The following is a 15,888-nucleotide window of genomic DNA, read 5'->3' as shown; positions in this document are numbered from 1 at the left end:
AAAACTTGTGCAGCAAGGCGGAAGACCGGTTTCAGTGCGCGAGACAGCGGGCCGAAGCGGGGTCGTTCGCGAGGCATTCGAGCAGTCGCCGCGGCCGGGACGACGCGGCCATGTGTTTCTCGATCGCGGTTCGCGCCCGGGCCAATCGCGGCGCGGCGGTTTCGGCCTGGCCGCTCTGGAACTCGATGGCGGCCCGCTCCAGTTCCAGCACCATGGCGTGCGGATGCCCCGGCCCCAGCGCCCGCCGGTAGTCGGCCGTGATCTCCTCGATCAATTCGAGCGCGGCATCCCGGTCACCCGCGGCCAACAGACTGCGCGCCAGTCCGGCCCGCAGGTTGAGCATCCACCAATTGGTCGCGGGCAATTCTGCGGCCATCCGGTCGATGGCCTGGCTGAACCCGCCCTGGGCCCTTGTGTACTGTCCCCGTGAAAAGGCCTGCAGCGCAAGCAGGCTTTCGGTGTAGGCCACCGCCGGGTGGTCATCGCCAAGAACCGATCGACGGACGGCCAGGGCCTGCTCGATCAACGCCCCGGCCGCATCATGGTCTCCGCCGCTGAGAATCAGGGCCCGGGCAAGATTGTGGCGCGCCAGCGCAACCGACAGGTGATCGTCGCCCAACTGCGAACGCCGCAGCGCCAGCGAGCGCTCGAACAGTGGCACGGCCACCTCGATCTCGCCGCGATCGGCGTGCGCATGCGCGCGGTTGTTGATGTAGACCGCGGCCTGCACGGGCGAGGCATCCTGTTCGCCCAGAAGCGCCAGGGCCCGCCGATAGTGATCGATGGCCTGCGCGAACTCCCCCCGGTCGTGCAGCATGCTGCCAAGCTCGTTGTAGTCGCCATGCAGCGCCGGGTGGTTATCACCCAGAATCTGGCGCCTCAGGTCAACCGCCCGCTCCAGGTGCTCGCGGGCCGCGTCGTAGCGACCCAGCCGGCTTTCGGCTCGCGCCAGCGCCTGGAGCGTCGTGGCCGCCGAAAAATGTTGGCTTCCCACGGTTTCGGCCTTGAGCGCCAGCGAGCGTTGGTAGCGATCCACTGCCGATTCGAGCTCGCCCAGGCCGGCTTCGGCCAGGCCGAGGTTGTGTAGCATGCGCGCCGCGGTTTCGTGGTCGCCGCGATCCAGGTACGCGCGGGCAATCTGGTCGAACGCTTCCTGCGCCGCCTCCGGGCGGTCGTTGTCGAGCCACCAGAGCGCGCGATGATTGCGAAGCTCCAGCCGAAGGCGAGAGGGCAGGTCCGAAGCCTGATCGACCAGCGCTTCAGCCCGCGTCAGGGCTTCGTCGGCGGCATCGTAGCGCTGCCGTAGCGTTCGACCGTAGCCGAGCAGACTGAGGGCGCGCACCCGCGTCGCCGTATCCCCGCTGTCCGCCGCCGGGCCGAGCAAGGATTCGGCCGCGGGCCAGTCCTCCAGGCGCAAATAGACCTCGCCCAGCGCCAGCAACATTCGGGCGCGGGTTCCTTCTTCGATACCCCGGTTGGCGGCCAGGCCCTCGCGCGCACGATCCACCACGTCCCGAATGCCGACCGGCTCGCTGTCCGCACGCCCCGGCTTCGCCTCGCCGATGGCATCGAGCAGGAAGGCCAGGACGGACTCGGCATGCCGAGCTTCGGCCACGGCCCGCAACTCGGCTGCCCGCGCACGATCGAATTCAACCATCCAGCGCCAGCCTAGCGCGATGGTCAAAAACAGCGCGACGGCCGCCACCGATACCGCTTGACGATTGCGGCATACGAACTTGCGGACGCGATACGCCAGCCCGTTGCCGGCCGCCTGCACCGGCAGCTGATCGAGGTAGCGCGACAGGTCGCCTCGCAACTCCGCGACCGAGGCATAGCGCTCATCCGGATCTTCCCGGGTTGCCTGATCGATGATGGCGACAAGATCCGCGGGCAGCCGCTTACGCCAGGCTCTATTGTTCGAGTTCGAAACACCCATCGGCTCCGACGGCAACAGCACGGCAAGCAGCAGCCGGCCCAGGCTGTAGATATCGGTCGCGGTCGTGACCGGCTCCCCCGAAAGCTGCTCCGGGCTGGCGAAGCCGGGGGTGTAGAAGTTCGGCGTCCTCGGCTGCGCGCCATCCCCGTCGACTCGGCCATCGGCGTCCGAGACGTTCTCGGCGATGCCGAAATCCAGCACCCGCGGAGAACCGGCCTCGTTGACCAGGATATTGCCGGGCTTCAGATCACGGTGAATCACCAGGTGCTTGTGCGCGTGGTGTACCGCGTCGCAGATGCGCATCATCAGGCGCACGCATCGCGCCCTGGACGGCCTGGCTTCCCGGCACCATTCGACAAGCGAGCGGCCCTCGATGTACTCCATGACCAGGTAGGGCTGGCCGTCTTCCGTCGCCCCGCCATCGAGCAGACGGGCGATCAGGGGGTGCTGCAGATCGGCAAGGATCTGGCGCTCCTGGCGCAGTCGTTCGAGTGCCCGGGATCCGGGAAACCCGCGCAACAGCTTTATGGCGACCTTCTGGTGATAGTTCTGGTCATCGCGCTCGGCGCGATAAACCGTACCCATCCCGCCGTGCCCGAGACAGCCGGTAATGCGATACGGACCCAGCCGGGTTGGCGCGCGCGGCTGCGATTGACTGCTGACTTCCCGCGCGGCATTGCCCAGGATCCCCTGAATCGTCGTCTCGGCGTCGTCCTCGGCCGAGGCCAGCAGCTCCAGTACGCGATCGGCCAGCCGCGGGTCGTCCGCGCAACGGCGACGCACCCATTGCGGCCGCTCCGATGCAGGCCGCTCGAGGGCATCGTGAAACAGCGTCTCCAGTCGTGACCAGTGCGCGTCAGTCATCGCTCTTGAGCTGGCTGCGCAGCCAGGCGCGCCCCAGCTTGAGGTCGCGATCGACCGTCCGGCGGGACACCCCCAGGAGCGAGGCAATCGCCGCCTGCGTGAGACCGCCGAAATAAGTCAGCTCCAGTACCCTGGCGGTTCGCTGATTATGACCGGCCAGGTCGTCGAGCGCCTGGTCGAAAGCCAGCATTTCCACGCTTGGGCCACTGACGCTGGCCTGGCTCGTGTCCAGGTCCACTCGAACCAGGTGACCGCCCCGCTTGATTCTCGAGCGCGAGCGCGCGTGATCGACCAGCAGATGGCGCATGACCTGGGCGGCCAGGGCGTAGAAGTGATTGCGGTCCTGCCAGTCGATTTCGTGGGCGTCGAGATTCAGAAAGGCCTCGTTGACCAGGGCGGTGGGCTGCAGCGTGTGCCCGGACCGCTCGCGCGCGAGCTGCTTGTCGGCGAGCTGGTGAAGCCGCTGGTAGACCAGGGTCATGAGTTCTTCACAGGCTTCCTCGTCTCCCTGCTGCCAGAAACGCAGCAGGCGCGTGATCTCCTCAGTGCCCGCGGCTTCCTTCTCTCGTGCAATGGGCATGGCGCCTGTGTCCCCGTGACCTAACCATCAAGTGTACCCTGCCCCCTCGAAAACCGACGCGAAACCAACCCCGCCTGCAAAGCTTACACCAGGCAACCGGGAAGCAATAGACGTGTCCGCGCTCAAGCCTCCCGTCCGGCCGCCCAGCCTGACCTGAGCTCGCTTGCGGTCTGCGCCAGCGAACCGGCCTCGATGGCCTCGCGAAGGCGACGCATGACGTGCTGGTAATAGTGCAGATTGTGGATCGTGGCGAGTCGATGCCCCAGGATCTCGTTGCACTTGTTGAGGTGCTTGAGATAGGCGCGCGAGAAGCGTTGGCAGGTATAGCAGTCGCAGTCCGGATCGACCGGGCCGGTGTCGGCGGCATGACGCGCGTTGCGAATCTTGATCACGCCGCGACTGGTGAACAGGTGGCCGTTGCGCGCGTTGCGGGTGGGCATGACGCAGTCGAACATGTCCACCCCCCGCTCGACCGCCGCCACCAGGTCCTCCGGGCGGCCCACGCCCATCAGGTAGCGCGGACACTCTCGCGGCAGCAAGGGACAGGTCGCTTCGAGGATTTCCTCGCGCTCGTGCTCGGGTTCGCCGACGCTCAGCCCGCCAATGGCGTAACCGTCAAAGCCGATCTCGAGCAGCCCTTCGGCCGACCGCTGTCGCAGCCGGGTGTACATACCGCCCTGGACGATGCCGAACAGGGCGGCCGGGTTGTCGCCGTGGGCGCGCCTGGAGCGCAGCGCCCAGCGCAGGGAACGTTCCATCGATTCGCGCGCCTGCGTTTCGCTCGCGGGATACGGCGTGCACTCGTCGAAGATCATCACGATGTCCGAACCGAGCGCGCGCTGCACCGCCATCGACTCCTCGGGCCCCAGAAACACCCTGGAGCCGTCGACCGGCGAGGCGAAGGTCACCCCCTGCTCGTCCATCTTGCGCAACTCCGCCAGGCTGAAGACCTGGAAGCCGCCGGAATCGGTCAGTATGGGGCCCGCCCAGCCCATGAAATCGTGCAAGTCCCCGTGAGCGGCGATGATCTCGGTTCCGGGACGCAGCATCAGGTGGAAGGTGTTGCCCAGGATGATCTCCGCGCCGATATCGCGCAGCTCCTCGGGCGTCATCGCCTTGACCGTACCGTAGGTTCCCACCGGCATGAAGGCCGGCGTCTCGACTGTGCCGCGCTCGAAGGTCAGGCGCCCCCGGCGAGCGTCCCCGTCGGTATTGATCAACTCGAACTTCATGTTCTACTCCGATTGCCGATTGCCGATTGCCGATTGCCGGTTTCCGGTTTCAGGTTTCCAACCATATTGGCGTAGGTCGGCGATGTAACCGCGACCTACGCGGCCTTCGCTCCCACAATGCGGCAACGCCGCCCCGCAACACCGGGCAGATGCCGCCTGAAACCTTGAACCTGAACCCTGACAGCTTCTTTTAACCGATAAACATGGCGTCGCCATAGCTGAAGAAGCGATACTCCTGCTCGACAGCGTGGCGGTAAGCATCCAGCACGTTTTCGCGCCCGGCGAAGGCGCTGACGAGCATCAGCAGCGTGGATCCGGGCAGATGGAAATTGGTGATCATCGCATCCACCACCCGGAACTCGTAGCCGGGATAGATGAACAATCGGCTATCGCCGGCGAACGAGGCCAGCGCTCCATCTGCCGCCGCGGTCTCCAGCGCGCGAACCGCCGTGGTGCCGACGGCAACCACGCGGCCGCCGCGTTCGCGAGCCGCGGAAACCGCGTCGACCAGTTCGGGCGAAACCGACAGCCATTCGGCGTGCATGCGATGCTCGGTGATCTCGTCGACGCGCACCGGCTGAAACGTGCCGGCGCCAACGTGCAGGGTGCACTCCGCCGTGCTGACCCCCTTCGCGTCCAGGCGCTCGAAGCTGCGCTCGTCAAAGTGCAGGCCGGCCGTGGGTGCTGCCACCGCTCCGGGAACGCGCGCAAAAACAGTCTGGTAGCGCTCGGCATCGGTCGCTTCGTCCGCCCGCTCGATATAGGGGGGCAACGGCATATGACCGGCCGCCTCCAGCAAAGCCGACCAGCCCGGGCCTGAGACCAACCCCAGGCGCCAGAACTCACCCTCGCGAGCGAGCAGCTCCATTTCGGCCCGGCCGTCGACAAACAGGCGGGCGCCGGGCGCCGGCTTGCGGTTGGCCCGCATCTGCACCACCGCTTCGCGATCGTCGACGACCCGCTCGACCAGGATCTCCACGCGCCCGCCGCTTTCCTTCCTGGCCCAAAGCCGGGCCGGAATCACGCGCGTGTTGTTGAACACCAGCAGATCTTCGGGCGCGAGCAGGTCGGGCAAATCGGCAAAACGCCGGTCATGCAGGCGGCCCGTCCGCCTTTCCAGGTGCAACAGCCGACTGGCGGATCGCTCCGGAAGCGGATACTGCGCAATGAGACGCTGAGGCAGGTCGAAATGAAAATCGGAAACCTTCATGGCGGACGGTCCGTCGAACAGAGCGACATTGTAGCGAGAGGCTCAGCCGTCGGGCAGTTCACATCACGCCCACGAAGCGACAACAACACTCGTCGGCGAGCAGGCTTTCCGCACACCCTCGATTGCAGCTATCCTGCAGTCCTCGACTTCGGTTCCTTCAGGCATGAACGATAATCCACCCATACGGGCCTTCGAACCCGGGCAGATGCGCGACCGCTTCCGAATTCCCGACGGCGGCCGCGGCGAGCCCGGCATCTACCTGTGTGGCAACTCCCTGGGCGCACAGCCCAGAGACGCCGCCGACGCCGTCGACCGCGAACTGGAACGCTGGGCAAGGCTGGGGGTTGCCGGCCACTTCGACGGCCCCACCGCCTGGACGGAATACCACGAGCTCCTCAACGCTCCGCTGGCCCGCTTGTGCGGCGCGCGCGAGCGTGAAGTGGTCGCGACCGGGACCCTGACCGCAAACCTGCACCAGATGCTGATCAGTTTCTATCGTCCGCGGGGCCGGCGCCGCCGAATCCTGATCGAGAAGGGCAGCTTTCCGTCCGATCGCTACGCCGTCGCCTCCCAGGTTCACCTGCACGGCCTCGACCCGGAACACGATGTGGTCGAGCTCGCACCAAGGCGAGACGGGCTCCTGCATGAAGAGGATCTCGAGGACTACCTCGAGCGCTACGGCGACGACGTCGCCCTGGTGCTCTGGCCCGGCGTGCAGTACGCCACCGGCCAGGTCTTCGATATTGCCCGCATCTGCCGCGCGGCCGGCAAGGCCGGCGCAGCGATCGGGCTCGACCTGGCCCACGCCGTCGGCAACGTACCGCTCAACCTGCACGAAGACGGGCCGGATTTCGCGGTGTGGTGCAGCTACAAGTATCTCAATGCCGGTCCGGGTGCCATCGCCGGCTTGTTCGTTCACGAGCGGCACGCGCGCTTTGACGGACCCCGGCTGGCCGGCTGGTGGGGCCAGGACGTTCAGACACGCTTCAGGATGCGCCCCCATTTCCGCCCGGAAGCCGGGGCGGCCGGCTGGCAACTTTCCACGCTTCCGATCCTGGCGACCGCTCCCCTGCTCGCTTCGCTGCAACTGTTCGAGGACGCCGGCGGCATCAATGCCCTGCGCGCCGCCTCGCTTGAACTTACCGGCCGGCTCGCCCACCGGCTGCAGGAAAGGCTGGCGAGCGAAGTCGACATCATCACGCCACTCGAACCGCATCGCAGGGGCTGCCAGCTCTCGCTTCGCCTGCACGCCGGCGAAGCGGCCGGGCGGCGCCTGTTCGAACGACTCGAGGCCCACGGCGTGACCTGCGACTGGCGAGCGCCGGATATCATCCGCGCGGCGCCGGCACCCCTGTACAACAACTTCGAAGACGTAGAACGCTTCGTCGACTTGACCGGAGAACTGCTTGCCGCGGACGCGCGGTGACGGATCATGCAGCATAAGCGCATCAAACTGGCCGCGGCGGCCCTGACCATTTCCATCGTGCTGGCCTTCGCGGTCGGGCTGACCGATTTCGGCCAGGAACTGATTCTCAAGCTCGTCGGCCAACTGGAAGGCTGGGTTTCCAGCCACTACTGGCCGGGCGTCGCGTTGTACGTGATTACCTTCGCCATCGTGATCACGCTCACCCTGCCCGCTGCCACAGCATTCACGATCGCCGGGGGATTCCTGTTCGGGGCCTGGGTCGGTTCTGCCGCGGCACTGGCCGGAATGGTGCTGGGCGCAGCGCTGACCTTCGGCCTGATGCGCTTCCTGCGGGTGCGCGAGGACAGCAGCGTGCTATATCAGGGGCGCACACGGGCCCTGCTCGAACTGATGGACCGCAACGCCGTGTTCTACGTCACGCTTTTTCGAATCGTCCCGGTCGCACCCTGTTTCGTGGTCAATGCCGGGGCGGCGATCACGCGCATCGACTTCACCCGTTTCCTGGTCGCCTCGATGGTCGGACTGACGCCCCCATCCGTCGTCTACGCGGGCGTGGGCGCGGGGCTGGACACCCTGCTCGAAGCGCGCGAGGTCATGTCGCCGGCCATCTTGCTCGAACCCAGGATCGGCCTGCCCATGCTGGGCGTCGTCTTGCTGATTTGTATCTCCTGGCTACTCAGGCATCGTCTGCCCGGCCTTTCGCCGGAATCCTGAACACGACGTAGTCGTCGCTTTCATGCCACGGTGAACCGTATCGGGCCCGGAAAGCGTCGATGCAAGGCTGGATGTCCGGCAGGGGACGAACCTCGTAGTCGAAGGGGTAGCTCAAGGGGAACACCACAAAACGATTGACTTCCTCGGGCTGCCGGAGAATATCGGCGAGGTACAGGAAGTGATCGAGTTCGATTTCCAGGCCGATGTCCGGCTCGATCTCGCCGTAGGTCCAATCAGTACACAGGCCGCTGATCATGCCGATATGCAGGGCGAGCTGATGGTCACGCTGGAACTGCGAGATGGGCGTGAAATTGCTTTCGAAGTGCCAGGCGGCCTCCACCACCTGCCACTGCCCGTCGGCCTCGGCGATGCGCCCGTAGAATGCCGGCGTTTCGATGGGCGCCATGATCGAGCCCAGGACGCTTCGTTCGAAGTTGTAGTCGATCTGGTAGCGGGCGGCATTGGTGAACTGGTTCAGCCCGCTGTAGGTGGCTGGAACAGGCCCGAGCAGAAACAGCCCGGCCACGCCGACCAGTGCCACAGGACCGTCCCAGCGATGGGCCAGGCCCAGGCGGCCGGCGATCAGGCGCGCGCCCTGCACCAGGCCGATCGCCAGCAGGGCCAGCAACACGGGTAGCGAAAGCAGGCTGTAGCGCACCAGCACCAGGGCGTTGAGGATCCACTCCGGCCCGAGCAGCTGTAGCGAAAGCACGACGACCGCGGTCAACACCAGCCAGTAGCACAAGAAAGCGCGATCACGCCGCCACAGCGCGCGCGCGCCCGCAGCGACCGGGACGGCCAGAACGATGGCCAGCCAGGAATACCCGACGCCGAGCGCCATCTCCCAACTTCTCGCCAGCGTTTGCAGTTCAATCGAGTGCTTGCCGGTCTTGACCGCAATCGACGCCGAATCGGCCAGCAGCGGGGGCAGGATCAAGGCGCTGCAGGCCGCCGTGGTCATCCCGCCCAGCAGCAAGAGCCGCCAGAATGGGCCGGCCGTTCCATCCCGGCGCCAGCGAAGCAGTCCGGCCACGGCGAACCAGGTCAGTGCCGTTCCCGTGTAGAGGGTCGTCAGCGGATGCAGCCAGGCCGCGAGCACCGCACAGGCAAAGAACGCGAGCGCGCGTCCCCAACCGCCACGCTGCCACCACTGCCAAAGCAGGATCATCGCCGCAAACCCGAGCACGATCACCAGGGCGTAGGGGCGCACGAAACGCGAGAAATGAATCAACAGCGGCGAGATCGAGACCAGCGCGGCAAGACACAAGGCCTCGTCCGGCTTCAGCCAGGGGCGCAGAAGGCGTGGCAGCAGCACCAGCGCGGCCAGGCCGAAGAGCATGGGCAGCAGCCGCAACTGCCAGTCATGAAGCCCGACCGAGTCGGCCAGGGCGCGGAATAACAGGGTCAGCGGAATGCTGTGGTCGGCATGACCGAACGACTGGAAGATCTCAGCGTAACCGGCCTGCATCAGCCGATGCAGGGCATGCCACTCGTCGTCGACCGGAATCTGGAGACCGATCTGCCACACACGCAATCCGGCACCGACGGTCAGTACCGCGGCCCACAAGAGCCATTTTTGTTCGAACGCCGTCTTTGACGCCCCGTCGCTCACGAGCGGTGAAAGCGCGAGCGGTACACCCCCATCCGACCGGCCAGGTGCTGAAGGGAAACGCCGATCACGCCCAGCCCGTAAGTCACCGATCGACGGAAGTTGATCGACGATGCGTCGCCGAAGTAATGCGTCGGACAGGTGACCTCACCGATGCGACACCCCCGCGCCAGCGTCTGGGCAAGCATCTGGTTGTCGAAGATGAAATCGTCGGAATTGGCATCCAGGTCGAGCTGCCTGAGCAAACGCGCCGAAAAGGCCCGGTAGCCGGTGTGATACTCCGACAGCTTGGCGCCGGTACAGAGGTTCTGGAAAAGGGTCAGCATCCGGTTGGCCAGGTACTTGTAGACCGGCATGCCGCCGCTGATCGCACCGCCACCCAGAATCCGCGACCCCAGGACCACGGGGAAGAGCCCGCTCGCGACCAGTTCTGCCATGGCCGGGATCAGCCGCGGGCTGTACTGGTAGTCGGGGTGCAGCATCACGACGATGTCCGCGCCCAGGTCCAGCGCTTTGCGATAGCAGGTCTTCTGGTTGCCGCCATAGCCGCGGTTGCTGTCGTGCCGGATGACGTGCTCGATTCCCAGCGACCGGGCGAGCCCCGCGGTGTCGTCCTGGCTGGCGTCGTCGACCAGCACGATGTCGTCGACCACGTCCCGCGGCACCTCCGACAGCGTCCTTTCCAGCGTCCTGACCGCATTGTAGGCGGGCATGACGACCACGACCTTGTGACCCCTGATCATGAACCTGGCTTGCCGCGCGTCGAGTGATCCGGACGGGAGAAAGGGCCCGTCGGCCGAACAGGCCGGCCGACGCGGCGTTCACAGCGAACTACTGGCACGTCTGTCGGGAGGACTGCTTCTCGATGGACAGTTCACTCGAGTACGACTGGTTCAGCGGCGGAAGCGACTCGAAATCGGTGATCTCGGTCGCCGATGACTCGCTGTCGAAAATCCGCGAATAGCTGCCGACCGTCTCGATATCGACCGGAACTTCCTCGCAGTTGGGGCAAAAGCCGCGCAGTTCCAGCAAGTCGAGTTGCTCGCCCAGCGGTCCGTTCCCGGCCGGGTTCTCGCTGATGACCCAGCGCCCGATCCCGAGATCGTCGAAGTAATAGCGCACCTGGCCCTGGGTGGTATCGGTGATGATCATCGTGGTGCCGCCCTGCGCGGTATCGGGCGCGCTCCAGTGGCCGGTGTAGCTGACCGGTTCACCGTCGATTTCCGGGCAGGTGGGCGAACTGTCGGGCCGCAACCTTTCGGAGCCGTGAGCGCCGTTGAGTCGCCAGGACACGATCATGTCGTCTTCCCCGAGGGCGGTAATACCCAGGTGCCCGACCGTGGCGATATTGTTGCGCGCGCCGATGCTCGTCGTTCTGAGCAGGTCCGCCGACCAGGTGGAGCGGCCGGAATCGATCGGTTCGACGGCGTTGTAGAAGACCGGAACGCCCTCGTCGTCGTAGCTATACCACACCACGAAGCCCGCCGCACCGGCGGCCCACTCGAAGCCTTGGTAGATCGTGCGATCGCGCGGGCTCCAGAGCCCGAAGTCCGGCAGTCCGGCCGAGTCCGATTCCTCGATCGCCACCGATACGCGGACTCGCCTTTCGGCAGCGGCGGTGTTGTCGAGCGCGATGTAGTAGCGCCCCGGAGTCAACTCGCCGCCAGCAGGGGCGTCGACACTCAGCGAGTAGCCGTCGCCCGACCCGCTGCCGTTCGCCAGGGCACCGCTGGTCGGCGCCGGCGGGGTGTCGGGAGCCTGACCCGTGATACCGGCGTAATCGAGCCGGTACAGGGCGCCATCGACGCCGTTCTGGCCTTCGATTTCGATTTCGAGCCCGAGCGCCGAGGGCGGCACGTCGATGAACAAGCGGTCATGCCGGGTGCCGGCGGGAACGACCACCGACCGCGTCTCGCCGTCGAAAAGCACGGTTGTCTTTGGCGCGTTGTCGCCGGTACGGGTCACGTAGACCGGCACCACGCCGAGATCCTCGCGAAGGTCGGGCGAACTGCTCAGGCCGACAGCGGCCACGCGGCGCCGGTCGCGCAGCATGGCCGGCTCGTCCCAGTAGAAATCGAGTTCGAACTCGCCGCCAGGGTGAAAACCCGGACCGGCGGCGGCAAAGCTGTAGCCGTCGCTGGCGGTCAGCACCGCCATCTCGAGCTCGATGTCGTCGGTCGCGCCGCTGCTCGAAGACTGCCAGTTCTGGACCAGCACCCACCAGCTGCCGGCGGCCGGATTCTCGATCCGGCAGGATTCGATTTCGTCCGGGCTGCGCGAGCTGCAAACTTCCTCGCTGGCGTCGGCACGGCCGTTGCCGTTGCTGTCGCGCCCGATGAACAAATCGATATCGGTCGCCGAAGAGGACAAGGTATCGGCCATCAGCAGCAAGGTTTCGGCCGGGACGTCGAGCAGGAAGGTCTCGCGACCGACGCTACCGGCGTAGGGGTCGGAGGGGCTGCTGTCCTGCTGCAGCGAAAAGTTCTCGCGCCGCGGAGCAACAAGGTCGCTGGTGCGGAAAACGGGCTCCGGCAGTGGACCGGCTTCGACGATCTCGGTATGGCGCCCGCGGTTGCTGTCGACACTCAATTCGAGCGACTCGGGCAGCTCCACCGCCGCGACCTGCACGCCCACGTTCAGGCGCTGCGCCACGAAGTCACCCTGGGTGGGTGTCAGCTCGATCTGGCCCTGACCCAGAGCACCGGCAAACATCGCCCCGGTGTCGACTTCGATCTCGAGGGTCTGCGATTGACCCGACGAAAGAGTGAAACTCTGCGGCGAGACCGATATATCCACGTCACCGCTGACCGACACGTCCCAGCTGCCGCCGTCAATGGCGCGGACGGTGCGGGTAAACGAGCAGGTCGAAGCGCAGGAGTGGTCCCAGACGCCGGCGAAGTTGAGCTGGCGCGGATCTCCGTCGTTGGACGGGTTGGCATTGCTGAAATCGTTGCGCGTCACCGGCAGGTAGAGTCCTGCCCGGGCGGCGCGGTCGACACGAATCCGGCCGTTGCCGCGATCAAAGACCGTGGCCGGACCGTCCTCCCAGCGCAGCGGCTCGATTTCCGTCGTCGTTTCCAGCGCCGACTGCAACATCGGCGGGGTCCAGTCGGGGTGGATCGAGGTCAGCAGCGCGATCGAACCGGCCACGTGCGGGCTGGCCATCGAGGTGCCACCCAGCATGGCGAAGGAATTGGCGCCGTCGAACCAACCGGCAACGATGTTCGACCCGGGCGCTACGACGTTGGGCTTCATCAGCCCCTGCGGGTAAGTCAGCGGACCGCGTCCGCTGAAATCCGAAATATAGTCCTGCCAGCCTTCATTGACCTTGGCATAGCCACCCGTCAGGAGTGTCGCCTGCGGGCTGGAGGACTGGTCCATTGCATCGCGCACGGCAAGGCCGTCGTCGCGATCCATCATCGCCGCCGGAATCGCGCTGTCGTCCAGGCCACCCATGGCGATGGGAATGCCGGCGATATTGTTGTAAACCAGAACGGCCTCCGCGCCGGCTGCGGATGCGTTGCCAACCTTGTCGGAGAACAGGCATTCGCCGCGCTGGATCAGGACGATCGAGCCGGCCAGTGACCCTGAAGGAAAAGCGCTGCAGCCAAAGTCGTTGTCGCCGAATTCATCAGCCGCCACCAGCGGTGCCGTCAGCGAAGACGAGAGCTCGGGGCCGCTGCCGTAGACCAGCAGACGATTGGCCAGCCCGGCGATCGTCGCGCGCGAACCGATCAGGCGCCCATGGGTGGAACTGCCCACGCCGAAGGCCCAGGGTGCGTTGGCCGGGGAGCCAACCGTGCCGGGGCCGGGGCCATTGTTGCCCGCGGAGGTGACGAAGGGAATGCCCGCCGACCAAAGGTTGAGCAGCGGGGAGTAGGCCGTCCAGGGATCGACCGCATCGCTGCCGATGGAATAGTTGACCACGTCGACGCCGTCCACCACGGCCTGTTCCCAGGCCTCGACGATGGCGCTGCCTTCGCAGCTGTCGTCGAGGTCGTCGTTGTCGGGGTGATCCCGGTAGCAGACCTTGTAGGAAATCACGTTGGCGTGCGGCGCCACGCCGGTGGAGTTGTACACGTAGCTGCCGGAGAAACCGAGGCTGAAGCTCAGCGGCACGCCGGCGGCGATCGACGCCACGTGGGTCCCGTGTCCCTCCGGATCCTTGCCGTCGGTTTCCTCGACAGTAAAGTCGTAGACCCCGACCAGTTTGTCGTTGCACAGCACGTTCGACTTGCTGCATTCACCCAGCTGCTCGTCGTAAGGGTTGGTGAAGCTGTGGCCCGAGGCCAGGTCGTCATCGGAGAAATAGCTGTGCTCCCAGTTGATGCCGCTGTCGATGACGCCGATCACCGTGCCCTCGCCGCCGGTTGCCGCAACGGCCGATGTCCCGGCGTGCACGTCGGTGGCGCCGATCACCTCGGGGCCGGCTTCAAGCTCCATGCGATGGGCCAGAACGGGGCGAACCGTGCGGACCCCGGGCAGCCGCGCGAGACGTTGCGCCTCGGACTTGTCGAGCTTTGCCTCGAAACCGTTGAACACGTGCTGGTAGACGCGCTCGGCGGTGACATTGCGGCCGAGCTCGCGCGAGGCCAGTTCCAGCACCGTTTCGCGCTCGCGGCCCAGATGGGCGGTATAGGCGGCCACTTCCGCTGTGTGCGCGTCGTAGCGGCTGCGGCCTGTCGCGCCCGGCGCAGTGGCGGCCAGGCGCTTGGGCGTGGCCTTGCTGCCGTCGCTGAGCAACGCAGCGACCGGCTCGCCCTCGTAAGCCACGGCAGGCGGCGATTCGAGTTCAACCATCCATTTTCCGGGCACGACCATCGTCGGCTTTGCCAGGGCCGCGCCGGCCGCGAAAAAGGAAACCAGGCCAACAGCCAGGAGGGAGCGGGTCACTGCGTTCATTCGATCTGCCTTTCGTTGCATTTCATTGTGTCAGTCGCTGACCGGTTGCCGCAGCGTGACGAGCTCCTCGGCACTGGTCGGATGGACGCCGATCGTTCGATCGAAATCGGCCTTGCTCAGGCCCGCCCGAACCGCCACGGCAAAGCCCTGGACGATTTCCGGCGCATCCGGCCCCACCATGTGGCAGCCAACAACCCGGTCGCTGGCAGCATCGACCACCAGCTTCATGACCCCCTTTTCATCTCTTCCACCGAGAGTATATTTCATCGGCGTAAAGGTCGACCGGAAAATGCGAATCTTTCCCAGTTGTTCGCGCGCCTCGGCCTCGCTCAGCCCGACGGTACCGACCGGCGGCTGGCTGAAAACGGCGGCCGGCACGCTGGCGTGCTCGACCGGGCGCTGCATGCCGCCGAACTGCGTGTCGGCGAATGCATGCCCTTCCATCAAGGCCACCGGCGTGAGATTGACGCGGTCGGTCACATCTCCGACGGCATAAATGTTGTCCACACTGGTCCGGCTGAATTCGTCGACCATGATGGCGTTGTTGGCCCCGGTGCGCACACCGGCATCCTCCAGGCCCAGGTCCCAGGTATACGGCGACCGGCCGGTCGCGAACATGACGGTATCGACGACCTGGCGCCGATCGTCCGAGAAGGTCACCTCGATTCCGTCTTCAACGCGCTCCAGCCGGGCCGGGGCGCAGTGATAGCGAAGATCGATGCCCCGGCCGCGCATGCCGGCCTCGACCGCCCTGCGAAGGTCGTCGTCGAACCCGCGCAGGATCAGGTCGCGCCGATAGGCCAGCGTGACCTCGCTGCCAAGGCCGTTGAAGATTCCGGCGAACTCAACGGCAATGTAGCCGGCGCCGGCGATCAGGACACGCCCGGGCAAGGAGTCTAGGTGAAAGGCCTCGTCGGACGTAATGCCCAGCTCTGCCCCCGGGATATCGGGCACCCACGGCCGACCTCCGGTCGCGATCAGGATCTTGTCGGCCGTAACCCGGCGCTCGCCGATGTCGATCGTGTGCCGATCGACCAGGCGCCCGCGGCCCTCGAACAGGGTCACGCCGGCGTTATCGAGCAAGCCGTGGTAGATGCCGTTGAGCCGATCGATCTCGCGATCCTTGGCCCGGATCAGTTCGGGCCAGGAAAAGGACGACTCGCCGACGTCCCAGCCATAGCCGCCGGCATCGGCGAAATGCTCGGAGAACTGCGACGCGAAAACCAGCAGCTTCTTGGGCACGCAGCCACGGATGACGCAGGTTCCGCCGACGCGCGATTCCTCGCAGATGGCCACGCGCGCACCGTGACCGGCGGCGATACGGGAGGCGCGAACGCCGCCGGAACCGGCGCCGATCACGAAAAGATCATAGTCATGGCTTGGCATCGTCAATCCAATCGAGGTTTTCCAGCTTA

General features: G+C 65.9%; 10 protein-coding genes. 2 read left to right on the top strand and 8 right to left on the bottom strand.

All coding sequences use genetic code 11. The features are described from left to right. Positions 1-31: 31 nt before the first annotated feature. The 4 genes from ACDC67_RS03750 to queA form a co-directional block, all read right to left on the bottom strand. Positions 32-2,800, bottom strand: a complete 2,769-nt coding sequence (locus ACDC67_RS03750) for a serine/threonine-protein kinase (RefSeq protein ID WP_376690735.1) — start codon at positions 2,798-2,800, stop codon at positions 32-34. Then, complete coding sequence (locus tag ACDC67_RS03745) at positions 2,793-3,380, bottom strand: sigma-70 family RNA polymerase sigma factor (RefSeq protein WP_376690733.1); 588 nt, start codon at positions 3,378-3,380, stop codon at positions 2,793-2,795. Before ACDC67_RS03745 ends, ACDC67_RS03750 begins: the two co-directional genes overlap by 8 nt. Before the next feature lie 122 nt (positions 3,381-3,502). Then, positions 3,503-4,612, bottom strand: a complete 1,110-nt coding sequence (gene tgt, locus ACDC67_RS03740; protein ID WP_376690731.1) for a tRNA guanosine(34) transglycosylase Tgt — start codon at positions 4,610-4,612, stop codon at positions 3,503-3,505. A gap of 190 nt (positions 4,613-4,802) precedes the next feature. Then, on the bottom strand, positions 4,803-5,822 hold the full coding sequence (gene queA / locus ACDC67_RS03735) for a tRNA preQ1(34) S-adenosylmethionine ribosyltransferase-isomerase QueA (protein WP_376690729.1): 1,020 nt from the start codon (positions 5,820-5,822) through the stop codon (positions 4,803-4,805). A gap of 163 nt (positions 5,823-5,985) precedes the next feature. On the opposite strand from queA, the gene kynU reads away from it, so the two are divergent. After that, the gene (kynU, locus tag ACDC67_RS03730) at positions 5,986-7,248 is read left to right on the top strand and encodes a kynureninase (RefSeq protein WP_376690727.1); all 1,263 of its coding nucleotides are present in this window, start codon (positions 5,986-5,988) and stop codon (positions 7,246-7,248) included. A 6-nt stretch (positions 7,249-7,254) separates the two neighbouring features. Beyond that, positions 7,255-7,962: a TVP38/TMEM64 family protein gene (locus tag ACDC67_RS03725; protein ID WP_376690725.1), complete on the top strand. Its 708-nt coding sequence runs from the start codon at positions 7,255-7,257 to the stop codon at positions 7,960-7,962. Here ACDC67_RS03725 and ACDC67_RS03720 read toward each other — a convergent pair. The 4 genes from ACDC67_RS03720 to gor form a co-directional block, all read right to left on the bottom strand. Next, positions 7,925-9,490 carry a hypothetical protein gene (locus tag ACDC67_RS03720; RefSeq protein ID WP_376690724.1) on the bottom strand — a complete coding sequence of 522 codons (1,566 nt, stop codon included), beginning with the start codon at positions 9,488-9,490 and terminating at the stop codon, positions 7,925-7,927. The two genes, ACDC67_RS03725 and ACDC67_RS03720, sit on opposite strands and share 38 nt — an antisense overlap. 80 nt (positions 9,491-9,570) lie before the next feature. Further along, positions 9,571-10,314, bottom strand: coding sequence for a glycosyltransferase family 2 protein (locus ACDC67_RS03715; protein WP_376690722.1), 744 nt, complete (start codon positions 10,312-10,314; stop codon positions 9,571-9,573). 88 nt (positions 10,315-10,402) lie between these two features. Next, positions 10,403-14,473: a S8 family serine peptidase gene (locus ACDC67_RS03710; RefSeq protein WP_376690720.1), complete on the bottom strand. Its 4,071-nt coding sequence runs from the start codon at positions 14,471-14,473 to the stop codon at positions 10,403-10,405. Positions 14,474-14,503: 30 nt separating this feature from the next. Continuing rightward, positions 14,504-15,859 carry a glutathione-disulfide reductase gene (gene gor, locus ACDC67_RS03705; RefSeq protein WP_376690718.1) on the bottom strand — a complete coding sequence of 452 codons (1,356 nt, stop codon included), beginning with the start codon at positions 15,857-15,859 and terminating at the stop codon, positions 14,504-14,506. Between the last annotated feature and the right edge of the window lie 29 nt (positions 15,860-15,888).

The sequence above is a fragment of the Wenzhouxiangella indolica genome (genome assembly GCF_042310355.1).
Taxonomy (GTDB): Bacteria; Pseudomonadota; Gammaproteobacteria; order Xanthomonadales; family Wenzhouxiangellaceae; genus Wenzhouxiangella.
This window is presented reverse-complemented; position numbering and strand designations above follow the sequence as displayed.